The following is a 25857-nucleotide window of genomic DNA, read 5'->3' as shown; positions in this document are numbered from 1 at the left end:
CGCCATTCAGGCCAGGAGGTCCACCGGTTCTCGATCCAGTTCCAGGGCGTGCTGAGTGATGACGACTCCGGCACGCCGCACGTGGTGAGAACCCCGAGGCGAGCGGCCCTTCGCGTACACCAGATGGCCGGATGAAAGACCGAGCGAGGCGCAGTAAGCCAGCATCTGGTAGAGGTCGGAACTCGGAAACCCCTCCTTGTCCTTCTCCGCCTTGTACTTGGCGTCGGCGACCCCGATCGGCCGTCCGGCGTCGTCGTACCAGACCAGATCCGGCTTGAGCAGGACCGCCTCTGCCTCGTCCAGGTGGTGGTGTGCCTGAAACTGACAGCGCCCGCCATACGGCCGCAAGGCTTGCCGTAGAGCCACCGACACGAAGTCCTCGAAGACCTTCGCGAGGTCGAGCAGGAAACCGCTCACCGGCACAGGGGCAAACGCGTCAGAGGTACGGCGGCCGCATTGGCGGCGATGGCGGCGCTCACCGCGTCGCAGGCGCCGGGGGGCGTCCCGGCGCGGGCAGCCGCACCGGCGCCAGGTCGGGCACCTGTCGGGGACGGACCCAGCGTGTCCGGCGACGCGCCGTACAGGACCGAGCTGCCGCCGCTGCGGAGCGTGAAGCGCGCGGGCGGCGGGGCGGCGGCGGAGGTGGGCGGCGCGCTGCCGGCGAGCGTGTTCGCCGCCTACCGGAGGGCCGAGGACCGGCTCGCGCGTGAGGCGCCCGGCTGTCGGCTGCGCTGGCAGCTGCTGGCGGCGATCGGGCAGGTGGAGTCGGGGCAGGCGCGGGGCGGCAGGGTGACGTCGGACGGTACGACCGTGGCGCCGATCCTCGGGCCGCGGCTGGACGGCGTGGCCTTCGCGCTGATCCGGGACACCGACGGAGGTGTCCACGACGGGGACACGGCGTACGACCGCGCGGTCGGGCCGATGCAGTTCATCCCGTCGACCTGGGCCCGCTGGGGTGCGGACGGCAACGGCGACGGGCGTACGGATCCGAACAACGTCTTCGACGCGGCACTCGCCGCCGGAGGGTATCTGTGTGCCGGTGGCCGGGACCTCTCCGTCCCCGCCCAGCTGGACCGGGCGATCCTCGGCTACAACCACTCGACGGATTATCTGCGCACGGTCAGGGCCTGGTACACGTACTTCATGGAAGGGCACCGGGTGGTGCCGGACGGCTCCGCCGGGTCCTCCTCCGCGCGCCCGGAGCCGTCGCGGCCGGCCGCCACACCGAAGCCGTCGCGAACCCCCTCCGCCCGGCCGAGTGCCCCGCCGTCCCGTACTCCGTCGGCCCCCGTCTCCCCGGCCCCGGCCGGAACCGGCCCGGCCACCGAACCCGAGAAGCCGGACGAGCCGCAACTCCCCGTCCCCGAGCCGGACATGGTGCTCCCCGGCGAGAACCTGCTGCCCAGCGGCGCCCCGCTCACCCGTAACAGCGCGGACTCGATGACCGCCGCCCCCTCCACAACCGCCGATACTGGGCGGTAATGTCGCCCCCCGCCGGACAGCAGGAGACCGGTGGGTGAGCGCGAAGGGGCCCCTCATGGCGACGGACATGCCTGCGGACATGCCTGCGGACATGCCCGCAGGGACACCTGCGGAGGTGACCGCGGTCGATGAGCGGTGGCGGCGTATGTGGAGCCACCGCGAGCACCTGCTCAAGGTGGCCCGGCGCAGGTCGATGAGCCCGGAGGACGCCGAGGACGCGGTGCACGAGGCGATGCTGCGCGCCGCCGAGCGGCCCGATCTGGACGAGGAACGGCTCGCGGCCTGGCTGACGACGGTGACGATGCGGCTGTGCGTCGACCGGTACCGGCAGGTGAACCGCGAGGCCGAGGTGCGTACCAGCCCGACGCTCATCGCCCCCGGTCCGGTGCCCGTCGAGGAGGCGGTGTGCGACCGGGCCGAGGCGAAGTGGCTGGCGGTGCGCAGTGGTGAGCTGCCCGCGCGGCAGGCCGAGGCGCTGCGGCTGAAGTCGGAGGACCTGGACGTCGGCCAGGTCGCCGTCCGGATGGGGCTGAGCTATCGGACCGTCGAGTCGCTGCTGGCCCGGGCCCGGCGGACGCTGCGGCAGTCGCTGGCCGCCACGCTCGGGTTCGCGCTGTTCCTGATCGGGTGGGGACGGCCGCGCGGAGTCGGCAGGGCACAGGCCGTGGCGGTCGCCTCGACGGCGGCGTCCCTGGCGGTGGCGGGGTTCGTGCTGCCCTACGCCCTCGACGGCGGTGGAGGTGGGGGCGGGGGTGGTAGGCCGCCTCGGCCCGCCGTTGCCTCTCCGGGTGCCGAGGCGGTGCGGCCGGACGGTGGTGGCGGGGATCGTACGCCTCGGGGGGAGGGCCCCACAGCTGCGGCAGCCGAGCGCGGAGCGGCCGAGTCTCCCGTGGGCGAATCGTTCCTTCCGCTGTCCGTGCCGTCGGTGCCGTCACTGCCGGAGGTCCCGGACGTTCCTGAGGTCCCGGTGTCGCCGCTGCCCGCGTTGTCCGCGCCGGAGGTTCCGCAGATGCCCGACGTCCCGGAGCCCGATGTTCCCGACCTGCCGGTGGAGCCCTCCGACGTGCTGACGGACACGGCGGTCCCGACGGGCACGGAAGCGCCGGAGACTGCGCTCACACCGTCCGCCTCGCTCCCCGAGCCCAGCGTGCGCCCGCTCCCGTAGCGCCCGGAGATCCCACCCGGAAACCCGCCCGAAAAAAATCCGCCACTTGAGCGACGGACCCCCCGCCCCTCCCCGTAGAGCAGATGTCAGAGCTGCTCCAGGGGCACTGCTCCACGGGCTGAAGGGTGGACCGGATGGGTGTCGAGATCTGTGTGGAAGGGCTGACCAAGTCCTTCGGTCACCAGGTCATCTGGCAGGACGTCTCGCTGACGCTGCCCGCCGGGGAGGTCTCGGTCATGCTCGGCCCCTCCGGCACGGGCAAGTCGGTGTTCCTCAAGACGCTCGTCGGACTGCTGAAGCCGGAACGCGGCTCCATCACGATCCAGGGCCGGGACATCACCAAGCTCCGCGAGCACGACCTGTACGAGGTGCGCAAGCTGTTCGGCGTGCTGTTCCAGGACGGCGCGCTCTTCGGCTCGATGAACCTGTACGACAACATCGCCTTCCCGCTGCGCGAGCACACCCGTGAGTCCGAGAGCGAGATCCGGCGCATCGTGCTGGAGAAGATGGACATGGTCGGGCTGATCGGTGCGGAGGGGAAGCTGCCCGGCGAGATCTCCGGCGGGATGCGTAAGCGGGCGGGGTTGGCGCGGGCCCTGGTGCTCGACCCGGAGATCATCCTCTTCGACGAACCCGACTCGGGCCTCGACCCGGTCCGCGTCGCCTACCTCAACCAGCTCATCGTCGATCTCAACGCCCAGATCGACGCGACCTTCCTGATCGTCACGCACGACATCGCCTCGGCCCGCCAGGTGCCGGACAACATCGGGCTGCTGTTCCGCCGCGAGCTGGTGATGTTCGGGCCGCGCGAGGAGCTGCTGGCCAGCGACGAGCCCGTCGTACGGCAGTTCCTGAACGGCCGGATGCAGGGTCCGATCGGTATGGCGGAGGAGAAGGACGCGGCGCAGGTCGAGCAGGAGCTCGCGCAGATCGACGACAGCGCGCGCGTTCACGAGCCGCCGGCTCCACGCCTGCTGCCGGGGCCGGGCATCTCCCGATCACCCCGCTGGGAGGTCATCGCCCGGCGCGAGGCCGCGTTGCACGAGAAGGAGGTGGCCGGCGCGTGAGCCTGTCACCGGTGGGAGCGCTGCGGCACTCGGGCAGCCTCTTCGCGATGGCGCTGGACGTCGTCCGCACGATCCCCCGACGGCCCTTCCAGGCGCGGGAGTTCATCCAGCAGACGTGGTTCGTCGCGAGCGTCACCATCCTGCCGACGGCCCTGGTGTCGATCCCCTTCGGAGCGGTGATCGCGCTGCAGATCGGCAGCCTGACACGGCAGCTCGGCGCCCAGTCTTTCTCCGGGGCCGCCTCCGTCCTCGCCGTGCTGCGCGAGGCCTCGCCGATCGTCACCGCGCTGCTGATCGCGGGTGCCGGAGGCACGGCGATCTGCGCCGACCTCGGAGCGCGGAAGATCCGCGACGAGATCGACGCGATGCAGGTGCTGGGCATCGACCCCATCCACCGGCTGGTCGTTCCCCGCGTGCTGGCGTCGATGCTGGTGGCGGTGCTGCTCAACGGCCTGGTGTCGGTGGTCGGCGTGGCGGGCGGCTACTTCTTCAACGTCGTCCTCCAGAACGGCACTCCCGGCGCCTACCTGGCCTCCTTCACCACGCTCGCCCAGCTCTCCGACCTGTGGGCGGCCGAGGTCAAGGCGCTGGTGTTCGGGGCGATCGCCGGGATCGTCGCCTCCTACAAGGGGCTGACCGCCAAGGGCGGGCCCAAGGGCGTGGGCGACGCGGTGAACCAGTCGGTGGTGATCACCTTCATGTTGCTGTTCGTGACGAACTTCGTGATGACCGCCGTGCACTTCCAAGTCGTTCCCCAGAGGGGCTGAGGCATGGCGCTGTTGAAAGGCCTGGAGGAGCTGGGTGCCCAGCTGTCCTTCTACGGGCGGTCACTGGCCTGGACCGGCCGCACCCTGCGCCGCTACAAGAAGGAGATCCTGCGGCTGCTGGCCGAGGTGAGCTTCGGCCGGGGCGCGCTCGCCGTCGTGGGCGGCACGGTCGGGGTGATCGCCTTCCTGTCGTTCTTCACCGGCACGGAAGTGGGGTTGCAGGGCTACGCCGCGCTCAACCAGCTCGGCACCTCCAACTTCGTGGCGTTCCTCTCGGCGTACTTCAACACCCGGGAGATCGCCCCGCTGGTGGCCGGGCTCGCGCTCTCCGCGACCGTCGGCGCCGGGTTCACCGCGCAGCTCGGCGCGATGCGGATCAGCGAGGAGACCGACGCGCTGGAGGTCATGGGCGTGCCCTCGCTGCCGTTCCTCGTGACGACGCGGATGATCGCCGGGTTCGTGGCCGTCATCCCGCTGTACGTGATCGGCCTGCTGTCCTCGTACCTGGCCGCCCGCACCATCACCACCGGCTACTACGGCCAGTCCACGGGCACGTACGACCACTACTTCCAGCAGTACCTGCCCCCGGTGGACGTCCTGTGGTCCTTCGGGAAGGTGCTGGTCTTCGCCGTCCTGATCATCCTGGTGCACTGCTTCTACGGCTACTACGCGAGCGGCGGCCCGGCGGGCGTCGGCGTCGCGGTGGGCCGCGCGGTGCGGACCTCGATCGTCGCGATCAACGTCCTGGACTTCTTCCTGTCGCTGGCGATCTGGGGCGCCAGCACGACCGTGCGGATCGCGGGGTGAGCCGCCGTATGCGGGTGCTGAGACTGCGGTTGTACGGCGTCGTCTTCATCGCCGTGCTCGCACTGCTGCTGTCCCTGTCCGTCGCCGTCTACCGCCAGGCGTTCACGCCGGTCGTGCGGATCACGCTGGAGGCCGACCGCCTCGGCAACCAGCTCGATCCGCGCGCCGACGTCAAGCTGCGCGGGCTGCTGGTCGGCGAGGTGCGCGAGGTGCGGGCCGACGGGTCGAAGGCGACGCTCGGCATCGCGCTGAAGCCGGAGCACGTCGCCCACATCCCGTCGGACGTGCACGCGCGCCTGCTGCCCAAGACGCTGTTCGGCGAGAAGTACGTCGACCTGGTCCCGCCCGAGCGGTCCTCGGCCCGGCCCATCAGGGCCGGTGACGTCATCGCCCAGGACCGCACCCGCGTCGGCATCGAGGTCCAGCAGCTGATGAACGACCTGCTGCCCCTGCTCCGGACGGTCCAGCCCGGCAAGCTCAACGCCACGCTCTCCGCGTTCGCCACCGCCCTCGACGGCCGCGGCGACCGGATCGGCGACAACCTCACGCGAGTGGAGGCCTACCTGCGCCGCCTCAATCCCCACCTGCCGTCCCTGAAAGAGGACATCGCACGCTTCGCCGACGTCGCCGAGGTCTACGGCGACGCCGCGCCCGACCTGATGGAGATCCTGCGCAACACCGTCACCACCAGCCGCACGATCGTCGAGGAGAAGGACCGGCTGGCCGCGGCGCTGAAGAGCACGGCCACCGTCGCGGGCACCGCCGAGGACTTCCTCGACGCCAACGGCGACCGGCTGATCACCCTCGGCCGGGTCTCCCGCCCCACGCTGGAGCTGTTCGCCCGCTACTCACCCCAGTACCCCTGCCTGCTGGCCGGCCTGGTCCGGCAGGAGAAGGCCTCCGAGGAGGCGTTCCGGGGCGGCAAGATGCACATCACGCTGGAAGTCGTACGGGCGCAGGGTGCGTACGTACCGGGTGAGGAACCGCGCTACGGCGAGCGGTCGGGCCCGGACTGCCGTGATCTGCCGCACCCTCCGGTGCCGGCGCCCGGCGCCCACCTCAACGACGGTTCCAGGAAGGCGGGTTCGGCATCGGGCGGCCCGCACGGCGTCTCCGCCACCCGGGCGGAGCAGCGAGCCGTCGGCTCACTCGTGGCCCCGGTACTGGGCGTGCCCGCGGACGAGGTGCCGCCGGTCGCGACCCTGCTGTTCGGGCCGATGGCGCGCGGGACGGCGGTGAGCGTCGCGTGAGCAGCACAGGAGCCCGGCAGACCGCCGCCCCGCTCATCAAGTTCAGTCTCTTCGCGCTGGTGACGGTGGTGGCCACGGCCCTGCTCGCCGCCACCATCGTGAACATCTCCTTCACCCCCGAGCACGAGTACCGCGCGGTCTTCAGCGACGTCACCGGCCTGGAGGAGGGCGACGACATCCGGGTGGCCGGGGTGCGGGTCGGCGAGGTCGAGGGCATCCGGATCAAGGACCGGACGCTGGCCGAGGTCACCTTCACGGCCAGCCAGGACCGGCCGCTGCTCACCAGCACGGGCGCGGTCATCCGCTACCGCAACCTGGTCGGGCAGCGGTACGTCGCGCTGACCGAGGGCGCCGGCGACGGCACCCGGCTGCGCCCCGGCGGCACGATCCCGCTCGCGCGCACCCAGCCCGCCCTCGACCTGAACGCGCTGCTGAACGGCTTCAAGCCGCTGTTCGCCGCGCTCAGCCCGAAGGACGTCAACCAGCTCGCCACCGAGATCATCAAGACCCTCCAGGGCGAGGGCGGCACCGTCAACAGCCTGCTGACGCACACGGCGTCGCTCACCACGACGCTGGCCGGCCGCGACAAGCTGATCGGCTCGGTGATCGACAACCTCAACACCGTGCTGGAGACGCTCGACAAGCGCGGCGCCCGCTTCTCCGGACTGCTCAAGCAGCTGCGCCGGGTCATCTCGGGCCTGTCCGCCGACCGCAAGCCCATCGGGAAGTCGCTGGTGAGCATCGGCGATCTGACGGAGGCCACGTCGGGCCTGCTGAAGGACGCGCGTCCCCCGCTCAAGGACGACATCGCGGAACTGACCGACCTCACCGGGACGCTGAACGACAACGAGAAGACCGTGGAGGGCGTGCTGAAGCGGCTGCCGAACAAGCTGGGCGAGCTGACGGGGACGGCGTCCTACGGCTCGTGGTTCAACTTCTACCTGTGCGACTTCGACGGCCGGATCGTGCTGCCGAAGACGAAGCAGGTGCTCACGCCCGAGATGCACGTGGCGAGGGCGAGGTGTGGGGCATGAGCCGCAAGCGCCGCCCGGAGCCGCTGGTCAAGGTGCGGGTGGAGCCGCCGAAGCTGCCGCGCGTGCGCCTGCCGGAGGTACGGCTCCTGCCGCGCCGCAGGCCGAGTCCGCAGCCGCTGGTCAAGGTCCGTGTCGAGCCGCCGAAGCTGCCGAAGATACGGCTCCGCCGCCCGCGCCTCGGCCCCTTCCGCGAGCGGAACCCCATCGTCATCGGCGCCGTCGGACTCACCGTCCTCGCGCTGCTGACCGTGGCCGCGTTCAACGCCGACCGGCTGCCGGTGATCGGCGACGGCGAGACGTACAGCGCCGCCTTCGCCGAGGCGGGCGGTCTCAAGCCGGGCGACGAGGTGCGGATCGCCGGGGTCAAGGTCGGCAAGGTCGAGGAGGTCGACCTGGACGGCGACCACGTCAAGGTCACCTTCAAGATCAAGGGGGAGCCGGGGTTCGGCACCGGGACCGGCGCGTCGATCCGGGTCAAGACGATCCTCGGCGCCAAGTACCTCGCCCTGCACCCCAAGGGGCCGGGCCGGTTGGAGCCCGGCAGTGAGATCCCGCTGCGGCGGACCGTGCCCGCGTACGACGTCGTGCAGGCGTTCAGTGATCTCACCACCACGACGGAGAGGGTCGACACCGACCAGCTGGCGAAGGCCCTGGACACCATCTCGACGACCTTCGAGGACTCACCGGAAGAGGTACGGGCGTCCATCAAGGGCCTGTCCAAGATCTCCCGGACGGTGGCCTCGCGCGACAAGGCCCTCAGGGAGCTCCTCGACCACGCGAAGGGCGTGACGGGCGTACTCGCCGACCGGTCGGGCGACTTCACCGCCCTGGTCGAGGACGGCGACAAGCTGTTCAAGGAGATCAGCAAGCGGCGTGCGGCGATCCACAAGCTGCTGAAGACCTCCGCCGCGCTCGGCATCCAGCTCTCCGGCCTGGTCCAGGACAACGAGAAGGAGATCGGGCCCGCGCTCAAGGGTCTCAACACCGTGGTGAAGATGCTCGAACGGAACCAATCAAGCCTGGACCGGAGCATCAAGCTCCTGGCCCCCTACGTGCGGGTCTTCACCAACACCCTCGGCAACGGCCGCTGGTTCGACTCCTACGTCCAGAACCTGGTCGCCGCCCCGGTGGTGCCGCGGACGCGGACGGGAGGCGCGCAGTGAGCAACCGTTGGAAGAAGGGCGCGGCCCTGCTGATCACCCTGACCCTGGTCGCCGCGCTCACCCACGTCCTGTGGCCGCGGACCGAGCCGGCCCGCGTCACGGCGTACTTCCCGCGCACCGTCGGCATCTACCCCGGCTCGGACGTCCGCGTGCTGGGCGTGCGGATCGGCGAGGTCAAGAAGATCACGCCGGAGGGCGGCCGGGTGCGGGTGGAGCTGGAGTACGACGCGGACCGCAAGGTCCCGGCGGACGCGCAGGCCGCGATCATCAACTCCTCGGTGGTCAGCGACCGTTACGTGCAGCTGCTGCCGGTGTACCGGAGCGGTCCGGTGCTGCGGGACGGGGACGAGATCCCCGAGTCGCGTACGGCCGTACCGGTCGAACTGGACCGCGTTTTCGACAGCCTGCACACCACGGCCGAGGCGCTCGGCCCCGAGGGCGCCAACAAGGACGGCGCCCTGTCACGGCTGCTCGGCGTCAGCGCCGACAACCTCGACGGCCAGGGCGCAAACCTCCACCGGACCGTCGAGGACTTGTCGGAGGCCGTCACGACCCTGTCCGACGGCCGTACGGATCTCTTCGGCACGGTCCGCAACCTTCAGGTGTTCACGGCGGCGCTGGCGGCGGACGACAAGAGCGTGCGGTCGTTCAACAGCAGCCTCGCCAAGGTCGCCGAGCAACTCGCGGGCGAGCGCGAGGACCTGGCGGCCGCACTGAAACACCTCGGCACGGCGCTCGGTGACGTGTCCGCCTTCGTGAAGAAGAACAAGAAGTCCCTGACGTCGAACGTGGAGGGCCTGAGCAAGGTGACCAAGGTGCTCGTCACCCAACGGGCGGCACTGGAGGAGCTGCTGGAGGTCGCGCCGACGGGCATGTCGAACCTGAACAACGCCTACAACCCCTCCGCCGGCACCCTCGACACCCGCAACAACCCCGGCCATCCGCAGGATCCGGCGTCCCTGCTGTGCTCGATCCTGAAGACGACCGGGGAGAAGACCGACTGCGGGGACCTGAAGGACCTCTTCGACTCGCTGCCCGAAGTGCCCGAAGTGCCCGACGGCACCGCTGTCACCGGCACGGTCGACCGCACCCTCGGCGGAATCCTGGGGGCGAGCGCATGAGGCCACTGCGCAAGGGCGGTGCCGTCGCCTGGGCGGCCGTCGGGACACTGCTCCTGTCCGGCTGCGAGGTCAACGGCTGGTACGACGTCCCGCTCCCCGGCGGAGCCGCCGCCGACGGCCACGCCTACCGCGTCACCGTCGAGTTCCGCGACGTCCTCGACCTGGTGCCGCAGTCGGCGGTCAAGGTCGACAACGTCACCGTGGGCGCGGTGGAGAAGGTCGAGCTGGAGGGCTGGCACGCGAGGGTCCGCCTCCGGGTCGCCGACTCGGTGAAGCTGCCCGACAACGCCGTCGCCGAACTGCGGCAGACCAGCATGCTCGGCGAGAAGTACGTGGCGCTGTCACGGCCGCCCGAAAGCACACCGGTCGGGCGGCTCCGCGACGGTGATGTGATCCCCCTGTCCCGCAGCGGCCGCAACCCGGAGGTCGAGGAGGTGCTGTCCGCGCTGTCCGCCCTGCTCAACGGCGGCGGCGTCGCCCAGCTCAAGACGATCACCACGGAGCTGAACAAGGCCCTGGCGGGCCGGGAGAACCGGGTCAAGTCCCTGCTCAAGGAGCTCGACACGTTCATCGGCGGCCTGGACGACCAGCGTCAGGACATCGTCCGCGCGCTGAAGGCCGTGGACCGGCTGGCCAAACGGCTGGGCAAGGAGAAGACGACGATCGCCGAGGCCGTCGACGCCATGCCGCCCGCCCTGAAGGTCCTGGCCGACCAGCGCCGTGACCTGACCAGGATGCTCACCGCCCTGTCCAAGCTGGGCAAGACCGGCACCAAGGTGGTCAACGCCTCGCACGACGACACGGTCGCCAACCTCAAGCAGCTGCGGCCGATCCTGCGACAGCTCGACAAGGCGGGCAGCGACCTGCCCAACTCCCTCGAGCTGCTGACGACGTACCCGTTCCCGCGCAACGTGGTGGACGCCATCAAGGGCGACTACGTCAACCTGCACATCACGGCGGACCTCGATCTGGCCGGGATCTACGGCAACCTGACGGGCAAGCCGGGCGGCGGGAACGGCGGAGACACCGGGCCCGGGCTCCCCGAGCCCCCGGACCTGCCGGACGTACCGGACCTCCCGGACGTGCCGGAGCTCCCGGACGTGCCGCGCGTGCCGAAGCCCACCGCGCTGCCGAGCGGTCCGAGCGTGCCGTCGTCCCCGTCGGCCCCCGACAGCGGCGGCGACCCGCTGTGCCCGCCGGTGTGCACCGCCGGATACGGCTCCCACGGATACGGCTCCCACGGCTACCGCACCGGGGGCGACTGGCCCGAGGGGATCGACCTCGAACTCGCCGAGCTGATGCTGAAGGGGGTCCAGCCGTGATCACCCGTACGGTCAAGGCGCAACTGCTCGCCTTCGCCACCCTCACCGCCGTGGGTGTGTCGTACGTCGGCGCCGAGTACACGGGCCTGGTGGACGAGGTCCTGGACCGCGGCTACACCGTGAAGGCCGACTTCGCCGACTCCGGGGGCGTCTTCCCCGGCGCCGAGGTCACGTATCGCGGGGTGCCGGTGGGCAAGGTCGGCGCACTGCGCCTGGCCGGCCCGGACGGGGTCTCGGTCACGCTCGACATCGAGGACGGGGCGCCGCGCATCCCGGCGGACACGCTGGCCGTGGTGGCGAACCGTTCGGCGGTGGGCGAGCAGTACGTCGACCTCCAGCCCCGTACCTCCCACGGCCCGTACCTGCTGGACGGCAGCACGATCCCGCGCGGGAGCACGCGGGTGCCGCTGTCGACGACGGACATGGTCCTCAGCCTGGACCGCCTGGTGAACTCGGTCGGCAAGGACGACCTGCGGGTCACGGTCGACGAGTTGGGCCAGGCCTTCACCGGCACCGGCCCGAACCTGAGCCGCCTGGTGGACTCGGGCAACACCCTGGTCGAGTCGGCGTCCGAGGCGCTGCCGGAGACGATCGCCCTGATCGAGGACTCGCGGAAGGTCCTGAAGACGCAGGCCGACCAGGGCTCGTCGATCAAATCGTTCGCGCGTGATCTGGCGGCGCTCTCGGCTCAGTTGAAGACCAGCGACGGGGATCTGCGCAAGCTGATCGGCAACGCCCGGCCGGCGGGACAGGAGCTGAACTCGCTGCTGAAGTCGACCGGGCCGGAGCTGTCGGTGCTGCTGGCCAACCTGATCAGCGGCGGCCAGGTGACGCTGGCCCGCCTCCCCGGCGTGGAACAGGCCCTGGTCACCTTCCCGCTGATGGTCGCGGGCAGCTACACGGTCGTCCCGGGCGACGGCACCACCCACTTCGGCCTGGTGCTGAACGCCGACGACCCGCCGGCCTGCACCCAGGGCTACGGCACGGCACGCCGCGACCCCGCGGACACCAGCACGCGCGAGGCGAACACCGGCGCCCGCTGCACGCTCCCGCGTGGCAGCCAGTCGTCGGTACGGGGCGCGCAGAACGCCCCGGGCGCGTCGAGCACCGACGGCGGCGCGAACCAGGCGACCTACGTCACCCCGTACGACCCGGAGACCGGCACCACCACCGGCCCGGACGGAAAGAACGTCGAGATCGGCTCGACGGGCGGCCAGCAGGCCGTGTTCGGAAAGGAATCGTGGCAATGGCTGCTCGTCGGCCCCATGGCATGAAGCCGGTGCGACCCACAGTGCTGACGGCGGGACTCGTCGCGGCGACCGTCCTCACCACAGCACTGACACTCTGGCTGGCCCTCACCCTCTACGAACAGCGCGAGGCGGACCACCGACGCCAGGGCATCCTGGCCGCGGCCCGCCAGTCGGCGCTGAACTTCACGTCCCTCGACTACCGGCACTACGACCGCGACAGCGCGAACGTACTGGCGGGCGCGACCGGCGACTTCAAGAAGCAGTTCACCGCACAGACGGACCAGTTGACGCAGCTGGTGGCCCAGAACAAGTCCGTGTCGCAAGGCCAGGTCCTGGAGGCGGGCATCGTCCGCTCCGACGAGGACTCGGCCCGTGTGCTGGTGGTCGCCGACAGCAAGGTGACCAACACCGCCGCGCCCGAGGGGGAGGCGCGCACGTACCGGCTCCAGCTCGACCTCGTACACAAGGACGGCCGCTGGCTGACGTCCGACGTCGAGTTCGTCGGCTGATCCACGGGCCGATCCGCCGACCGACAAGCACCGACGAGGAGTACCACCATGCCGAAGACGACCACCGGCCGCGCCCCCGGTCCCGGCACCCGCCGCACCATGACGGCGGCCGCCCGCGCGGCCGCCAAGCGCGCGGAGCGCGGCCACCGCGCAGCGGGCGCGGCGACGGCCACGGCCACGGCCACCGGCGAGGAGTCCCCGGACCGGGCCGAGCTGCCACTCGCCGGACGCACCGTCCTCATCGAGGCCCCGAAGGACGGCTGGGACGACCCGCCGGAGCCGTCGCCGGAGTCGTTCGAGGAGGACGGCCCGCACGACCGGAGCGAGCGCGGCCCCGGCGGCCGTAGGAGGCTGCTCACCTCGGTCCTGGCCGTCCTGCTCGTCGTCGGCCTGGTCGCGCTCGCCGCCCTGGGATGGCAGTACCGCGACGGCCGCCTGACGGAGACCGCCCGGACCGAGGCGCTCGCGGCCGCGCGGAAAGCGGCGCCGATCGTCCTGTCGTACGACTACCGCCACCTGGACCAGGACTTCTCGACGGCCCGCGCCCACCTGACCGGCGACTTCCGCGACGAGTACGGCAAGACCACGAGGACCGTGGTCGCCCCGACGGCTGAGAAGTACCACGGCGTGGTGAAGGCCACGGTCGCCGCTCCCGCCTCCGGCGCCGCCCCGGCCGCCTCCGTCGTCTCGGCCTCCCCCGACAAGGTCGTGGTCCTGCTCTTCGTCAACCAGGTCACCGAGAGCACCCAGGTCTCGGGGTCCCGAGTGGACCTGAACCGGGTGCGGATGACGATGGAACGTACGGACGAGGGGTGGAAGGTGAGCGCGGTGGACGCCTTGTGAAGGCGGCTCCGACACCTCAGCGAAGGGCAACCCTGCATCCGTTGCGACAGCGCCCCATCAGGGCCCGGCGTCCACCGCCGACCTCAGTGCCTCGGTGAAGGACCTCGCCCAAGCCTCGACGCTCTCGCCGGTGAACAGGTCAGTCGAGTACTCGAAGGTGACCGTGATGCGGTCGGCCTCCGGGGCGATCACCACGTACAGCTCGTTTCGGGCCACGCCATGGACGGGGAGGGCCTGTACGGAAGCCGACACGCCCTGGAGGTCCAGGGCCGGTGGCTCCGTGGTGATCACCGTGAACAGGACCGTCGGGAACAGGCCGCCCTTCAGGTCGGGTGACACCAGGGACACCACGTCCGTCAGGGGGAGTTCCTGGTGGTCGAGGGCCGTGAAGAGGGAGGATCCCAGTTGCGCGACCAGGTCGGCGAAGGTCCCGGCCTCGCCGAGTCGGGCCCGCAGCAACACGGCATCACCCAGGAGGCCCACGATCTCCGAACGGTCGCGCCGCACACGGTTCGCGCTCGACGCCGCCAGGACGATGTCGTTCCCCTCGCCGCACAGGTCGCCCAGCCACCTGGCGAACAGGGCCGCGAGGACCGTGTACGTGGTGGTGCCCAGGCGGGTCGCCGTGTCGGCCAGGAGGGCGGGGGTGTCGTCGGCGATGACCCAGGTGTGCAGGGCGCCCCGGCCGGACAGCGTGCCGGGGTGCGGGTGGTCGTAGGGGAGGGACGGGCGCAGGGGGATGCCTTCGAGTTCCGTGCGCCAGAAGCGTTCCAGGGTCGTTCTGCGTTCGTCCGGGAGTCCGTATTCAGACCGGGCGAAGTCGGTGAACTGAGACACCTCGCCAGGTAGTTGAGGGACCCTTCCCGCCCGCTGGGCGTTGTACAGCTCCGCCAGGTCGCGCCGGATGACGCCCAGGGACCAGCCGTCGCAGACCGCGTGGTGGAAGACCGTCACCAGGATCCAGTGGTCCGGGGCGACCCTCGCCAGGCGGAAGCGGTGCAGCGGGGCCCGGTCCATCGCGAAGGGAGCGGACACCTGCTCCTCGCACCAGCGGTCCACCGTGTCCGCCGACGCCCCGGTGAGGTCGGTGATCGGCAGCGGGACCGGGACCTCCGCCAGGACCTCCACCACGTACTCCCCGTCCTGCCGCCGGACGGAGCGGCTGCGCAGGGCGTGATGACGGGCCACCAGGCCGGTGAGGGCCCGGTGCAGGGTGCCGGGGTCCACCTCGCCGCGCAGGTCCATGCGGTGGGCGATGTTGTAGACGCTCGGGTCGGTGCGCGCGTGGTGGCGGCGCCACAGCCGGCGCAGGGTGGACGGCATCGGTGCGGTGTCCACGACACGGCCACGTGTCGCGTCGCCGCGTGTCGAGATGCCGCGGATGGTCGGATCCAGGAAGAAGCCGGCCATCGTCAGGTCCACGCCGGCCTCGTCCCGCATGCGGTTCAGCAGCCTGATCGCGCTCAGGGAGTGGCCGCCGAGTTCGAAGAACGACGTGGTGACCGGGACCGGGTCCGTGTCCAGCTCCTCGCACCACAGGTCGTGCAGCGTTTTCTCCAGGGCCGTGGCCGGCGTGGCGTCCGGGTCCTCGCCGGAGCCGTCGCCCGGCTCGGGCAGGGCCGTCCGGTCCAGCTTGCCCGAGGCGTTCACCGGGAGGCGGTCCAGGGGCACCCAGCGGCGGGGCACCAGGTGGTCGGGGAGGACGGCTGCCAGTGCCGTTCGTACGGAGTGGCAGGAGGCCTCTTGAACCAGGACCACGTACGCGACCAGTTCCATGTCGCCGTGACGGTCGCGGCGGGCGAGGACCGCCGCGTCCCGGACGGCCGGCAGCGCCGTCAACGCCGCCTGGATCTCGCCGGGTTCGACCCGGTAGCCGCGGATCTTGACCTGGTCGTCCGCCCGGCCCAGGTAGTCCATGGTGCCGTCCGTACGCAGACGGCCCAGGTCGCCCGTGCGGTACAGCACCCCGCCCGTGCCGTCGTCGAGGAAGGCCGCGGCGGTCTCGGCGGGGCGGTCGTGGTAGCCGTACGCCACCGGCGTCCCGCCCACATGGATCTCGCCGACCGCCCCCACCGGCACCGGCCGGCCCGTGCCGTCCAGCAGCAGGACGCGTGCTCCCGGCACCGGGGTGCCGATCGGCGGCCATTCCTCGCCGTCCGGGTCGACGCGGTGCGAGGTGACGATGACCGAGGTCTCCGTGGGGCCGTACTGGTTGTACAGCGCGCAATGCGGGTGCGCGGCGAGGAAGCGGCGGAACGCGGCCGTGAGCTGGAGCGCCTCACCGGCCGAGAACAGCTCGCGCAGGGACGGCAGTTCGGGGGCGGTCTCCATCAGGTACTTCAGCGGGGTGCAGGGCATGAACATCCGCTGCACCTCATGGCGGCGCACCGCCTCGGCCACCGCCGCCGGGTCGTGCCGTACGGCGTCGTCGACGAGGACCAGTGCGGCACCCGAGGCCAGCGTCGTGAAGATCTCCTGCACGCTGACGTCGAACGCCGGTGACGTCCACTGCAGGGTGCGGAGGGCCGGGTGGCGGCTCAGGTGCCCCTGGATCAGGTTCGCCGGGCCCCGGTGGGGGACTATGACGCCCTTCGGGCGGCCGGTCGAGCCCGAGGTGTGGATGCAGTACGCCGGGTCCTCAGGGCGGGCTCCCTCCGGTACGGGCCCGGTGGAGTTGGTGTCGTCCACCAGGGTGTCGTCCACCTGCTCCACCCGCTGGACGGGCAGCCCTGTCGCCAGATCCGGGTGTGCGGTGAGGGCGGCCTCGGAGGTGAGCAGGAGGACAGGGGTGGCGTCGGTGAGCAGCAGTGAGAGACGGGGGGCGGGGAGGGACGGGTCGAGGGGGAGGTACGCCGCCCCGCTCTTGAGCACCGCGAGCAGCGCTGTGATCAGGTGCGGGCCGCGGGGCAGGAGCACCGCCACCCGTTCCCCGCGTGCCGCGCCCCGGGCCCGGAGCTGCCGGGCGAGGCGGTCGGCTGCCGCGTCCAGGTCCGCGTAGGAGAGCCGCTGATCCCCGCTGATCAGCGCCACGGCGTCCGGGGTGTGGCGGGCCTGCCGCTCGAACAGGCCGTGCAGGGTGCCCGGGGACGCCGCGTCGGCCACGCCGGGCGGCTGCTCCCAGCGGGCCAGGGTCTCGCGGTCGGCGGCGGTGAGGGCGGTCAGTTCGGGCAGGGGCGCCTCGGGCGCGGCCAGGGCGCGGCGCAGCACCTGCTCGACGTAGTCCACGAAACGGCGCACCGTGGCCTCGTCGAAGAGGGCCGTGTCGTACTCGACCATGAACCGGACGCCGCCCGCGTAATGGGTGAGGTAGACGCTGAGGTCGAACGGGGCGCGGGCGCTCGGCACGTCGAGCAGCGTGGCCGTCAGACTCGGCGGGTCGAAGAGGGCCTCGCCCTCGTTCTCGTACTCCACCATCACCTGGAACAGCGGATTGCGGCCCGGGTCGCGACGCGGGTTGAGCGCTCCCACCAGCTCGTCGAAGGGGACGCCACTGTGTTCGTACGCCGAGGTGCTGCTCTCGCGGACCCGGTGCAGCAGGGCCGGGAAGTCCGGGTCCCCGGTGAGGTCCAGGCGCAGCGGCACGGTGTCGAGGAACAGGCCCACATGGTCCTCGGCCCCGGCAGGACGCGCGGCGACCGCGGTGCCGATCACCACGTCACGCTGACCGCTGAACCGGCCAAGAACCGCGCCGATCGCGCCGGTCAGCGTCATGAAGAGAGTGGCGCGGTGGCGGGCGGCGAATGTCCGCAGACCGCCTACGAGTTCCCCGTCGAGAGAGTGTGTGAGGCTCGCACCCGCTCCCGACCTGACCGGCGGACGGGGCCGGTCGGTGGGCAGGGCCAGCTCCGGTGCGCCGCCGAGGCGCTGCCGCCAGAAGTCGAGCGAGGCGGGATCCGGCCCGGCGGCCGCCGGCGGTTCGGGCAGCGACCCCGGTGCGGAACCTCCGCCCCGCCGGGCGCGGTAGTACGCGGCCAGGTCGCGGGCCAGTACGGCCGTGGACGACGAGTCGAAGACGATGTGGTGCGCCATGAGGAAGAGCAGGTGGTGGTCCGGGGACAGCCGGAGCAGCCGGGCCGTGACCAGAGGGCCCGAGGCGAGGTCGAGTCCGTGGTCCGCCGCGAGCGTCGCCCGCAGGGCCTCCTCCTGCGTCGATCCCGTGTGGTCCTCCACCGGGCAGTCGAGCGGCATACGGTCGCGTATCTCCTGGTACGGGACACCGGCCGTGTCCCCGAAGACCGTGCGCAGCGCCGGGTGCCGGTCGGCTACGCGGTCCAGCGCCCAGCGCAGCGCCGGTACGTCCAGCGGGCCGTCAAGACGGATCGCCTTGGGCTCGTGGTACATGGCGGTGCCCGGGTGCAGTTGCTCCAGGAACCAGATACGGCGCTGGGCCGGGGTGAGAGGGGTGCGGGGCGTACGGCGGGGCTCGGGCAGGCGGGGCTCGGGCAGGGCCCGCGCCGCCGTCCTGGGCGTGGTCCGCCTCACCCGGTCCAGCACCGGCAGCGCCGCCAGCACCTTCTCCCTCGGTACGCCGAAGTCCACGAAGCAGGCGATCTCGTCCGCTCCGGCCGCCAGCAGCCGCCCCACGGTCTCCGCCGCCGTCCGCTCGTCGCCGATCAGCGCGCGGGAGTCGCAGTAACGCTCGTAGGCGCGCCCGAGGAGGAACTCCACGTCCTCCTCCGGGGTGTTCTCCAGGTCCACCTGGAAGCCGAGACTGTTGGTGACCTGGTCGAAGAGGGAGAGGGAGGACCGCAGATACGACAGGAACGGCCGGTACGCCTCGGCCCGCGCCCGTTCCGCGTCGTCCTCCAGATACGTGTGCACGAGCACCACGACCCGCCCGGCCGCCGGGTCCAGACCGTGCTCGGCACGGCAGCGCCGGTACAGCGCGATGTTCTCGGCCAGTTGCTCCACCGTCTGCGTCATCAGATTGGTGACCACGCCGAGGTCCTCGGCGGCCGCCCGGCGGTAGCTGTCCGGGTTCCCGACGACTGCCACGTACATCGGCGGCCGTTCCTGCACGGGGCGCGGATGCAGGCGGACCTCCACCGGGGTGCCGTCGCCCGCCGTCGTTCGCATCGGCTGCCCCGACCACAGGTGCCGTACGGCCGCCAGGTGCTCGTACATCACCTCACGGTGCCGGCCGAAGTGCTGCGGGGCGAGCGCGAAGTCGGTGGCGTGCCAGCCGCTCGCGAAGCACAGGCCCGTCCGGCCGCCGGAGATGTTGTCGACGACCGACCACTCCTCGGCGACCCGGGCGGGATGGTGCAGCGGCAGCACGACGGAACCGGCGTGCAGCCGGACCCGGCTGGTCCGGGCGGCGAGGGCCGCGGCCAGCACGGAGGGGTTGGGGAAGAGCGCGCCGAAGGAGTTGAAGTGCCGCTCGGGGAACCACAGGGCGTGGAAGCCGTGCTGGTCGGCGAAGTCGGCGGCGGCCATGATCAGGCCGTATTTGTCGTGGTCGGTGTGCTCGGGGTAGTCGCCGAAGAAGTAGAGGCTGAAGTCGAACGTTTCCGAGTGCGAGGGGGAGAGGGAGGGGGCCAGGATGGGCTCGGCCACGGGTACCGGCGGCTGGGCAGGTGCCGTCGTGGTGACGGGCGCCGCCGCGAGTACGTCCAGCTGGCGGGAGATCATGTCGCCGACCTGGTCCACGAGTTGCTCTGCCAGCCGTAGCTGCTGACCGAACAGGGCGTGGAGGTCCGGGGAGACCTCCTGGGGAGCGGCGGGCGCCGCCGGTGGGTCCTCGGCCACAGGCTCCTGTACCGGGGGCGTGTCGCCTCGCAGTCGCGCGACCCGTTCGGCCAGCCGGCGCGGTGTGTCGGCCGAGTCGAACACCTCCCGGACCGGGACGCGGACGCCGTACCGCTGTTCCAGCTCCGTCGTCATGCTCATCAGGGAGAGCGAGTCGGCGCCGAGTTCGAAGAAGGAACTGTCGGGGGTGACGTCGGCGGTCGAGCGGCCCAGCTTGTCCGCCGTCAACTGCCGAATGGCGTCTACGACTTCACCGACTTCACCGACTTCATGGGCTTCATGGGCTTCATCGGCGCGCGGCTCGGGCCTCTCGGGTACTGCCACCGGCGTCTCGGACCGATACGGCACCCTGCTCCGCCGCAGGGGATGCCCGGGGAGCGGTACCCGGCCGGCGTCGTCCCCGAGGAGCGCCCGCCAGTCCAGGTCGGCGCCCCTGCGGTACAGCGAGCCGAGCGCCGTCAGGAAACCGTGCGCCTGTTCGGCGGCCCCGTCCCCTTCGCCCTGTCCGCTCAGCCAGCGACTGTCGGGAACGCAGTGCCGGCCGAGCCCGGTGAGGGTGCGCCCGGCGCCGATCTCCACGAAGTCCCGGAACCCCTGCTCGACGGCCGTGTCCATCGCGAGGTCGAAGCGGACCGGCTGCCGGGCCTGCCGGCAGAGGTAGTCCACGTCGACCGTCCAGCCCGCCGGGCGCGTCTCGCCGTCGGCCGTGGTCACCAAGGGGGTGTGCAGCGGCCGGTACCTCACGTCGCGCGCACGGGTCCGGAACTCGTCCAGGGCGCTGTCGATGTCAGCGGAGTGGAACGCCCGGTCGACGGGCAGCGCACGCCAGCGCAGGCCGTCCAGGTCGAACAGTCGTGCCGCCTCCCTCAGGGCCTGCGGCGGGCCCGAGAGCACCTGGGCGCGCGGGCCGTTGACGGCGGCGAGTTCCGCACCGGCGGTGTCCGCGACCCGTCGGGCGGTGGCCCGGTCGGCCCGGACGGCGAGCATGCCCCCGGCCGGACAGCGGGCCTGCATGAGGCGCCCCCGCCAGGCGGTGAGCCGCAGCCCGTCCTTCAAGGTCAGCGCGCCGGCGGCGTACAGGGCGGCGTACTCGCCGACGCTGTGGCCGAGCAGCAGCCCGGGGCGTATTCCGGCAGCCCGCCAGGCGTCCGCCAGCGCCGCCTGATGGGCGAAGAGGGCGGCCTGCGCGGTCTCGGTGGGCCAGCTGCCGTCTTCCACAGAGGGACCCACGAGAGCGCTGCGACCGGCGAGACCGGGGGCGGACAGCAGGGGTTCCAGCAGACTCCCGCCGAAATCCCCCGCGTACAGCTTCTCGCAGCGGTCGAGCGTGTCCCGCGTGGCCGGGTGCGTGGCGTACAGGCCGCTCGCCATGCCGCGGCGGGCGCTGCCCTGGCCCGCGAAGGCGAAGGCGACCGGAGCGGGACGGGAGGCCTCGGAGATCTCGGGTCGGTCGTCCTCCTCCAGCGCGCGGGCGAGTTCGCCGGCCGTACGGCCGACCACCGCGGTGCGTGCCGCGCGATGCGGCCGGCCGAGCGCCAGGGTGGCGGCCACATCGGCGGCCGGGAGGTCGGGCCGGGCCAGCAGCCGCTCGCGGAGTCCGGCCGTGAGCTCGGCGAGGGCCTCGGTGTCGCGAGCCGACACGGGGACCAGGACCGGCAGTTCCTCGGCGGAACGGGGACGAGCGGGCGGGGCCTCCTCCAGCACCACATGGGCGTTGGTGCCGCCGACGCCCAGCGCGCTGACCCCGGCCCGGCGGGGCACACCGTCCGGCACCGTCCAGGGCCGCAGCTCCGTGGCCAGCGTCAACGGGCTGCCGGCCAGCGGGAGCTCCGGGTTGGGCCGGTTCAGATGCGGTGTCGGCACCAGGGTGCGGTGGCGCAGCATCAGGACCGTCTTGATGAGCCCGGCCATTCCGGCGCAGCTGTCGAGGTGCCCGATGTTCGGCTTCACCGAGCCGACGGCACAACCGCCGGAACGACCCGAGCGCCCCGCGTCCTCGCCCAGCACCCGGGCCAGCGCGGTGAGTTCCACCGGGTCGCCCAGCCGTGTTCCCGTGCCGTGCGCCTCCACGTACGAGATCGTCCCGGCGGGTACGTCGGCCCTGCGCAGGGCCTGCCGTACGACGTCGGCCTGTCCCTCGACCCCGGGGGCGCTGAAGCCGACCTTGGCGGCGCCGTCGTTGTTGACCGCTGAGCCCAGGATCACCGCGTGCACGGTGTCGCCGTCGGCCAGCGCCCGGTCGAGGCGCTTGAGCAGGACGGCGGCCACGCCGTTGCCGCCGACCGTGCCGTCGGCCTCCGCGTCGAAGGCACGGCAGCGTCCGGTGGGGGACAGGATGGAGCCGGGGTGGCTGTGATAGCCGGTCTCCTGGGGCAGATGCACGGCCGCCGCGCCCGCCAGCGCCAGGTCCGTCTCGCCGGTCAGCAGCGCCTGGGCCGCCAGGTGCACCGCGACCAGAGATGTGGAACAGGCCGTCTGCACACCGATGGCCGGGCCGGTGAGACCGAGCCGGTAGGCGACCCGGGTGGCGAGGAAGTCGGGCTCCTGCCCGATGGCCGTCTGCATTCCGGCGGCCGGGTCGGCCGGGTCGTACGGCGAGCCGGTGACGGACGGCTGCTGGTGGTCGTAGAGGTGCATGCCCGAGCCGGCGAACACCCCGATTCTGACGCCCGGCGCGGTCGCCGCGTGGCCGCCGTCCTCCAGCGCCTGGTGGCAGCACTCCAGGAACAGCCGGTGCGCGGGATGCGTGAGCCCGGCCTCCTTGGGGCTCAGCCCGAAGAAGTCCGGGTCGAACTCCTCGACGCCGTCGAGGACTCCGGCGACGGGCACGTGGCCGGATGCCATGGGCTGCGGCGCGCCGAACACCCGGACGCTGTCCACGCCGTCCCGCAGATTGGCCCAGAACTCCTCCGCCGAGTTCGCGCCGGGGAAGCGCAGCGACAGTCCGATGACGGCGATCCGCTGGTCCGGGGAGTCCGGGGAGCCAGGCTTCGTCCTCGGGGCGGCCGCTGCCTGCAAACCGCCCGCGAGATGCGTCCCGAGCGCCCTGGCCGTCGGGTGCTCGAAGAACGCGGTCTGCGCGATCGCAGACCCGAGGCGCTCCGACAGCCGGTTGCGCAGGCGCACCAGCAGTACGGACGTCAGACCGAGTTCGTAGAACGGAACGTCGGCGTCGGCCGGGTGGCCCAGCACCGCGGCCAGTTCCTCCCGCACCGCCCGGGTCACCGCCTCGGTGTCGGGGGCCGCGCTGAAGCCCCCGCCCAGCAGCCGGCTCTGGAGCTCCGCGCGGCGCACCTTGCCCGCCGGGGTGCGCGGGAACTCGTCCGCCGGTACGGGAAGGACGTACGCGGCGGTGAGTCTGAGGCGGGTGAACAGTGCCGCCTTCAGCTCCGCGGTGATCCGCTTGTCCTCGGGGGCGCCGCGGCTGACGAAGAACACGGCGAGTTCCTCCGTGCCCCGCTCCGGGTGCGGGATGCCGCAGGCGGCGATCTCGCCCTGCCGGACGCCGTCGACGGCGGTCGCGGTCTCCTCCACCTCGTGGCAGTACACGTTGTGGCCGTTGAGGATGATCAGGTCCTTGCGCCGGCCCGTGATGACGACCTGGCCGCCGTCGAGGAAGGCCAGATCGCCCGTGTCCAGCCAGTCCCGCCCGGCGGGGTAGGCCGCGGCGTCGGCCTCGGGGTTGTCGACGTAGCCGGGGGTGAGCCGCGCGGGGGAGTGGACCTGCAGCCGGCCGATGCGGCCCGGCGGGGCGAGGTCGCCGTGGTCGTCGACGATGCGCAGGGTGACGCCATGCGCGGGTGAGCCGGAGGCGACGAAGGTGACGCAGTCGGCGTCCGGTGCGTCCGCACCGGCGGGGACCAGGTCCCCGCCCAGGCTGCTCTTGAGCAGGCGGTGCACGGTCCCCGGCCGGTCGAGCCGGCCGTAGGTGACGGCCGTGACCGTCTCGGCCATGCCCCACACCGGGGCGATGTGCTCCTCGCGCACCCCGTACGGGGCCGTGGCGTCGAGGAAGCGGCGCAGCACCGGCAGCACGACCCGCTCGCCCCCGCACAGCAGGGACTTGAGGCCGCTCAGGTCCCAGTGGCCGTCGGGCCGCTCGGCGAGCGCGTCCGCGACCAGCCGGTAGGCGAAGGTGGGCGCCCAGCTGTGCCGCGCCCGGTGTTCGTGCAGGAGGTCCAGCCAGCGCAGCGGGTCGGTGAGCACGTGCTCGGTGGGCGCGTGGACGTTGGTGCAGCCGGTGAAGACCGCGAGCAGGTGGTAGAGCAGGAAGGCGCCGCTGTGGTCGACCGGCAGCCAGTTCACCATGGTGTCGTCCGGGCGGACGTCGAGGATCCGCCGGCTGCTCGCCGCGAAGTCGGCGAGCCCGGCGTGCGTCAGCCGCGCCGCCTTCGGTACGCCGGTGCTGCCCGAGGACAGCATCAGCAGGGCGGTGTCGGACGGGTCCGGCTCGAGAGGGTCGTCGTCGGCGTCCCTGGCCGGGGCGTTCAGGCAGTCCCCGGCGAGGGCGACGCGCGGTGCGTGCGTGGCGTGGGCGAGCACCGCGGCGCCGGGCGCGTCGGTCAGGACCAGCGGCCGGTCGAGTAACGCACAGGCCTGCCGCATGCGTTCGAAGGCCGGGGAGCCCGGCGCGGGATGCTCGGCGATGGCCACCGGCAGGGCACCGCCCAGCACACAGGCCCAGAAGGCGGGGAAGAACTCGGCCAGGGGCAGCCCGCACAGCACCACCGTGTCGCCGCGCCGCAGCCCGTGGGCGCGCAGACCGGCGAGCATACGGCGGGCCGCGTCCAGCAGTTCGGGATACGACCGCGAGGTCGTCGTGCCGTCGGCGGCGACGGTGACGACGGCTCCGCCGGAAGCGGAGCGGGCGGCGCTCAGCAGGGCCCGCACGGCGTCGACCGGATCGGCCTCGGTGCGCTCGGGCTCAGGGCCCCGGCAGAGGGCGTGCCCCTGTAGACGTTCCATGCGTGTCCTCTTCCTTTTCCCCGCTGGTGGACGATCGGTCGGAGTGGTCCTGGTCTCTACGCGCGTCGCGCCGCCGGACGGTGAGCAGCAGCAGGATCAGCGCCCCGCACGCCGCCGCCCCGTGGAAGACGCCCACGACGGCGAGCGCGGGCAGGGCCTCGAGCGCGGCCGCGGCGGCGATGGTGCCCAGGGCGAACCCGGACTGCTCGGCGGTGGCGGACAGTCCGAACAGCCGGCCGCGCTGCCGGTCGGGGGCCGCCTGGAGGCGCGAGGTGTAGACGATCTCGGTCCAGCCGTCCGCGAACCCGGCCGCCACGGCCGCCGCGATCAGGGCCGGGGCGGGCGGTCCGGTGAACGCGGCCACGAAGCACAACGACATCGCGCAGGTGCCGACGGCGAACGCGCGCTCGCCCCAGGACGTCCCGTGCGACCGCCGTTTGAGGACCTGGTGGGCGAGGAGGGTGCCCACCGCCCACGCCGCCCAGAACCGGGCCATGAACACCGCCGGATCGGACGGCTCGGCCGCGTGCGCCGCCAGTGGCAGGGCGACGTTGTGCGACGCGGACGCCAGCGCGTCGAGTCCCCGCAGCGCGATCAGGCCGAGCAACGGGCCCGCGAGGCCCGCCACTCGGCGCCGCAGCCGCCTGCCGGCGCCGGGGGACTGCGGTTCCCCCGACTGCGAATCCCTCGAGAACGAGTCTCTGGAGGGCGAGTCCCCGGAGGGCGGGTCCCCCGAGGGCGGGTCGCCCTCCGCAGGGTCGTCCGTACGCGGCCTCAGCGCCAGCACAGCGACCGCCGACACCGCGAAGCTTGCCGCGTTGACCCCGAACGCGACGCCGAAACCGCCGAGGGAGATGACCGGCGCGGCCGACGCGAAGCCCAGCACCGTGGCGGCGGACCGGGCCGTGACCAGCACCCCGTTCGCCCGGGCGCGGTCGTGCTGCCCGACCATGACCGGAACCGCGCTGCGCAGGGCGACGTTGAAGTAGGTGTTCCCCGCGCCCAGCACGACCACCGCCCCGAGCAGCACCCACAGCGGCGTGCGCGACGCCCAGAGGGCGAGCAGCACCATGGCGAGGGTCTGGGCGAGGTCCGTCGCCACCATGAGGGTCCGGCGCGTGAGCCCGGCGGTCACGGCCCCGGCGGTGAGACCGGCCGTGACACCGGCCAGCAGCCGCACCGCCATCACCGCGCCCACGCCCAGGGCACTACCGGTGACCTCGTACGAGAACAGGCTGAGCGCGATCAGATTCAGGTAGGTCCCGTAGGCCGACACGGCGTGCGCGACCACCAGGGACCGGAACCTTAAGTCCACCCCCGTCACCAACTCCTCAACCCGGCAGTGCCAGGATTCGGCCGCTCGG

16 protein-coding genes are annotated in these 25857 nt (G+C 72.2%); 13 read left to right on the top strand and 3 right to left on the bottom strand.

Annotation, left to right across the window (positions count from 1 at the left end; genetic code table 11):
• Window positions 1–6: 6 nt before the first annotated feature.
• A complete protein-coding gene (locus AC07DF_RS23140) occupies window positions 7–417 on the bottom strand; it encodes a 5-methylcytosine restriction system specificity protein McrC (RefSeq protein ID WP_478974346.1) in 411 nt (136 codons plus the stop codon).
• A gap of 48 nt (window positions 418–465) precedes the next feature.
• Here AC07DF_RS23140 and AC07DF_RS23135 point away from each other — a divergent pair, with 48 nt between their 5' ends.
• The 13 genes from AC07DF_RS23135 to AC07DF_RS23075 all read left to right on the top strand — a co-directional run bounded on the left by AC07DF_RS23135 (window position 466) and on the right by AC07DF_RS23075 (window position 13780).
• Window positions 466–1482, top strand: coding sequence for a lytic transglycosylase domain-containing protein (locus tag AC07DF_RS23135; protein ID WP_478974343.1), 1017 nt, complete (start codon window positions 466–468; stop codon window positions 1480–1482).
• A gap of 115 nt (window positions 1483–1597) precedes the next feature.
• Window positions 1598–2647 carry an RNA polymerase sigma factor gene (locus AC07DF_RS23130; protein WP_478974340.1) on the top strand — a complete coding sequence of 350 codons (1050 nt, stop codon included), beginning with the start codon at window positions 1598–1600 and terminating at the stop codon, window positions 2645–2647.
• Between the two features lie 134 nt (window positions 2648–2781).
• Window positions 2782–3714 (top strand): ABC transporter ATP-binding protein, encoded by a 933-nt coding sequence (locus tag AC07DF_RS23125; RefSeq protein ID WP_478974337.1) that lies wholly within the window; start codon window positions 2782–2784, stop codon window positions 3712–3714.
• A complete protein-coding gene (locus AC07DF_RS23120) occupies window positions 3711–4481 on the top strand; it encodes an MlaE family ABC transporter permease (RefSeq protein ID WP_478974334.1) in 771 nt (256 codons plus the stop codon). Before AC07DF_RS23125 ends, AC07DF_RS23120 begins: the two co-directional genes overlap by 4 nt.
• 3 nt (window positions 4482–4484) lie before the next feature.
• A complete protein-coding gene (locus tag AC07DF_RS23115) occupies window positions 4485–5288 on the top strand; it encodes an MlaE family ABC transporter permease (protein WP_328338145.1) in 804 nt (267 codons plus the stop codon).
• 8 nt (window positions 5289–5296) lie between these two features.
• Entirely contained in the window at window positions 5297–6538 is a 1242-nt protein-coding gene (locus tag AC07DF_RS23110) for an MCE family protein (RefSeq protein WP_478974329.1), read from the top strand.
• Window positions 6535–7572: an MCE family protein gene (locus AC07DF_RS23105; protein WP_478974327.1), complete on the top strand. Its 1038-nt coding sequence runs from the start codon at window positions 6535–6537 to the stop codon at window positions 7570–7572. Before AC07DF_RS23110 ends, AC07DF_RS23105 begins: the two co-directional genes overlap by 4 nt.
• Window positions 7569–8735 (top strand): MCE family protein, encoded by a 1167-nt coding sequence (locus AC07DF_RS23100; RefSeq protein ID WP_478974324.1) that lies wholly within the window; start codon window positions 7569–7571, stop codon window positions 8733–8735. Before AC07DF_RS23105 ends, AC07DF_RS23100 begins: the two co-directional genes overlap by 4 nt.
• On the top strand, window positions 8732–9856 hold the full coding sequence (locus tag AC07DF_RS23095) for an MCE family protein (RefSeq protein WP_478974321.1): 1125 nt from the start codon (window positions 8732–8734) through the stop codon (window positions 9854–9856). The genes AC07DF_RS23100 and AC07DF_RS23095 overlap by 4 nt, the downstream gene beginning before the upstream one ends.
• Window positions 9853–11178 (top strand): MCE family protein, encoded by a 1326-nt coding sequence (locus AC07DF_RS23090; RefSeq protein ID WP_478974318.1) that lies wholly within the window; start codon window positions 9853–9855, stop codon window positions 11176–11178. The genes AC07DF_RS23095 and AC07DF_RS23090 overlap by 4 nt, the downstream gene beginning before the upstream one ends.
• On the top strand, window positions 11175–12452 hold the full coding sequence (locus AC07DF_RS23085) for an MCE family protein (protein ID WP_478974315.1): 1278 nt from the start codon (window positions 11175–11177) through the stop codon (window positions 12450–12452). Before AC07DF_RS23090 ends, AC07DF_RS23085 begins: the two co-directional genes overlap by 4 nt.
• On the top strand, window positions 12449–12937 hold the full coding sequence (locus AC07DF_RS23080) for a hypothetical protein (RefSeq protein WP_478974671.1): 489 nt from the start codon (window positions 12449–12451) through the stop codon (window positions 12935–12937). Before AC07DF_RS23085 ends, AC07DF_RS23080 begins: the two co-directional genes overlap by 4 nt.
• A 48-nt stretch (window positions 12938–12985) precedes the next feature.
• Complete coding sequence (locus AC07DF_RS23075) at window positions 12986–13780, top strand: hypothetical protein (RefSeq protein ID WP_478974313.1); 795 nt, start codon at window positions 12986–12988, stop codon at window positions 13778–13780.
• Window positions 13781–13837: 57 nt separating this feature from the next.
• On the opposite strand, the gene AC07DF_RS23070 is transcribed toward AC07DF_RS23075, so the two are convergent.
• Window positions 13838–24493 carry an amino acid adenylation domain-containing protein gene (locus AC07DF_RS23070; protein ID WP_478974310.1) on the bottom strand — a complete coding sequence of 3552 codons (10656 nt, stop codon included), beginning with the start codon at window positions 24491–24493 and terminating at the stop codon, window positions 13838–13840.
• Complete coding sequence (locus AC07DF_RS23065) at window positions 24453–25808, bottom strand: MFS transporter (protein WP_478974307.1); 1356 nt, start codon at window positions 25806–25808, stop codon at window positions 24453–24455. The genes AC07DF_RS23070 and AC07DF_RS23065 overlap by 41 nt, the downstream gene beginning before the upstream one ends.
• Window positions 25809–25857 lie beyond the last annotated feature (49 nt).

Source organism: Streptomyces sp. NPDC044719 (assembly GCF_056433405.1).
This window is presented reverse-complemented; position numbering and strand designations above follow the sequence as displayed.

Coding starts and splice junctions, on each gene's coding strand:
- AC07DF_RS23135 (WP_478974343.1), top strand. CDS start 466: ATGGCGGCGCTCACCGCGTCGCAGGCGCCGGGGGGCGTCCCGGCGCGG.
- AC07DF_RS23125 (WP_478974337.1), top strand. CDS start 2,782: ATGGGTGTCGAGATCTGTGTGGAAGGGCTGACCAAGTCCTTCGGTCAC.
- AC07DF_RS23115 (WP_328338145.1), top strand. CDS start 4,485: ATGGCGCTGTTGAAAGGCCTGGAGGAGCTGGGTGCCCAGCTGTCCTTC.
- AC07DF_RS23110 (WP_478974329.1), top strand. CDS start 5,297: ATGCGGGTGCTGAGACTGCGGTTGTACGGCGTCGTCTTCATCGCCGTG.
- AC07DF_RS23100 (WP_478974324.1), top strand. CDS start 7,569: ATGAGCCGCAAGCGCCGCCCGGAGCCGCTGGTCAAGGTGCGGGTGGAG.
- AC07DF_RS23090 (WP_478974318.1), top strand. CDS start 9,853: ATGAGGCCACTGCGCAAGGGCGGTGCCGTCGCCTGGGCGGCCGTCGGG.
- AC07DF_RS23080 (WP_478974671.1), top strand. CDS start 12,449: ATGAAGCCGGTGCGACCCACAGTGCTGACGGCGGGACTCGTCGCGGCG.
- AC07DF_RS23075 (WP_478974313.1), top strand. CDS start 12,986: ATGCCGAAGACGACCACCGGCCGCGCCCCCGGTCCCGGCACCCGCCGC.
- AC07DF_RS23070 (WP_478974310.1), bottom strand. CDS start 24,493: ATGGAACGTCTACAGGGGCACGCCCTCTGCCGGGGCCCTGAGCCCGAG.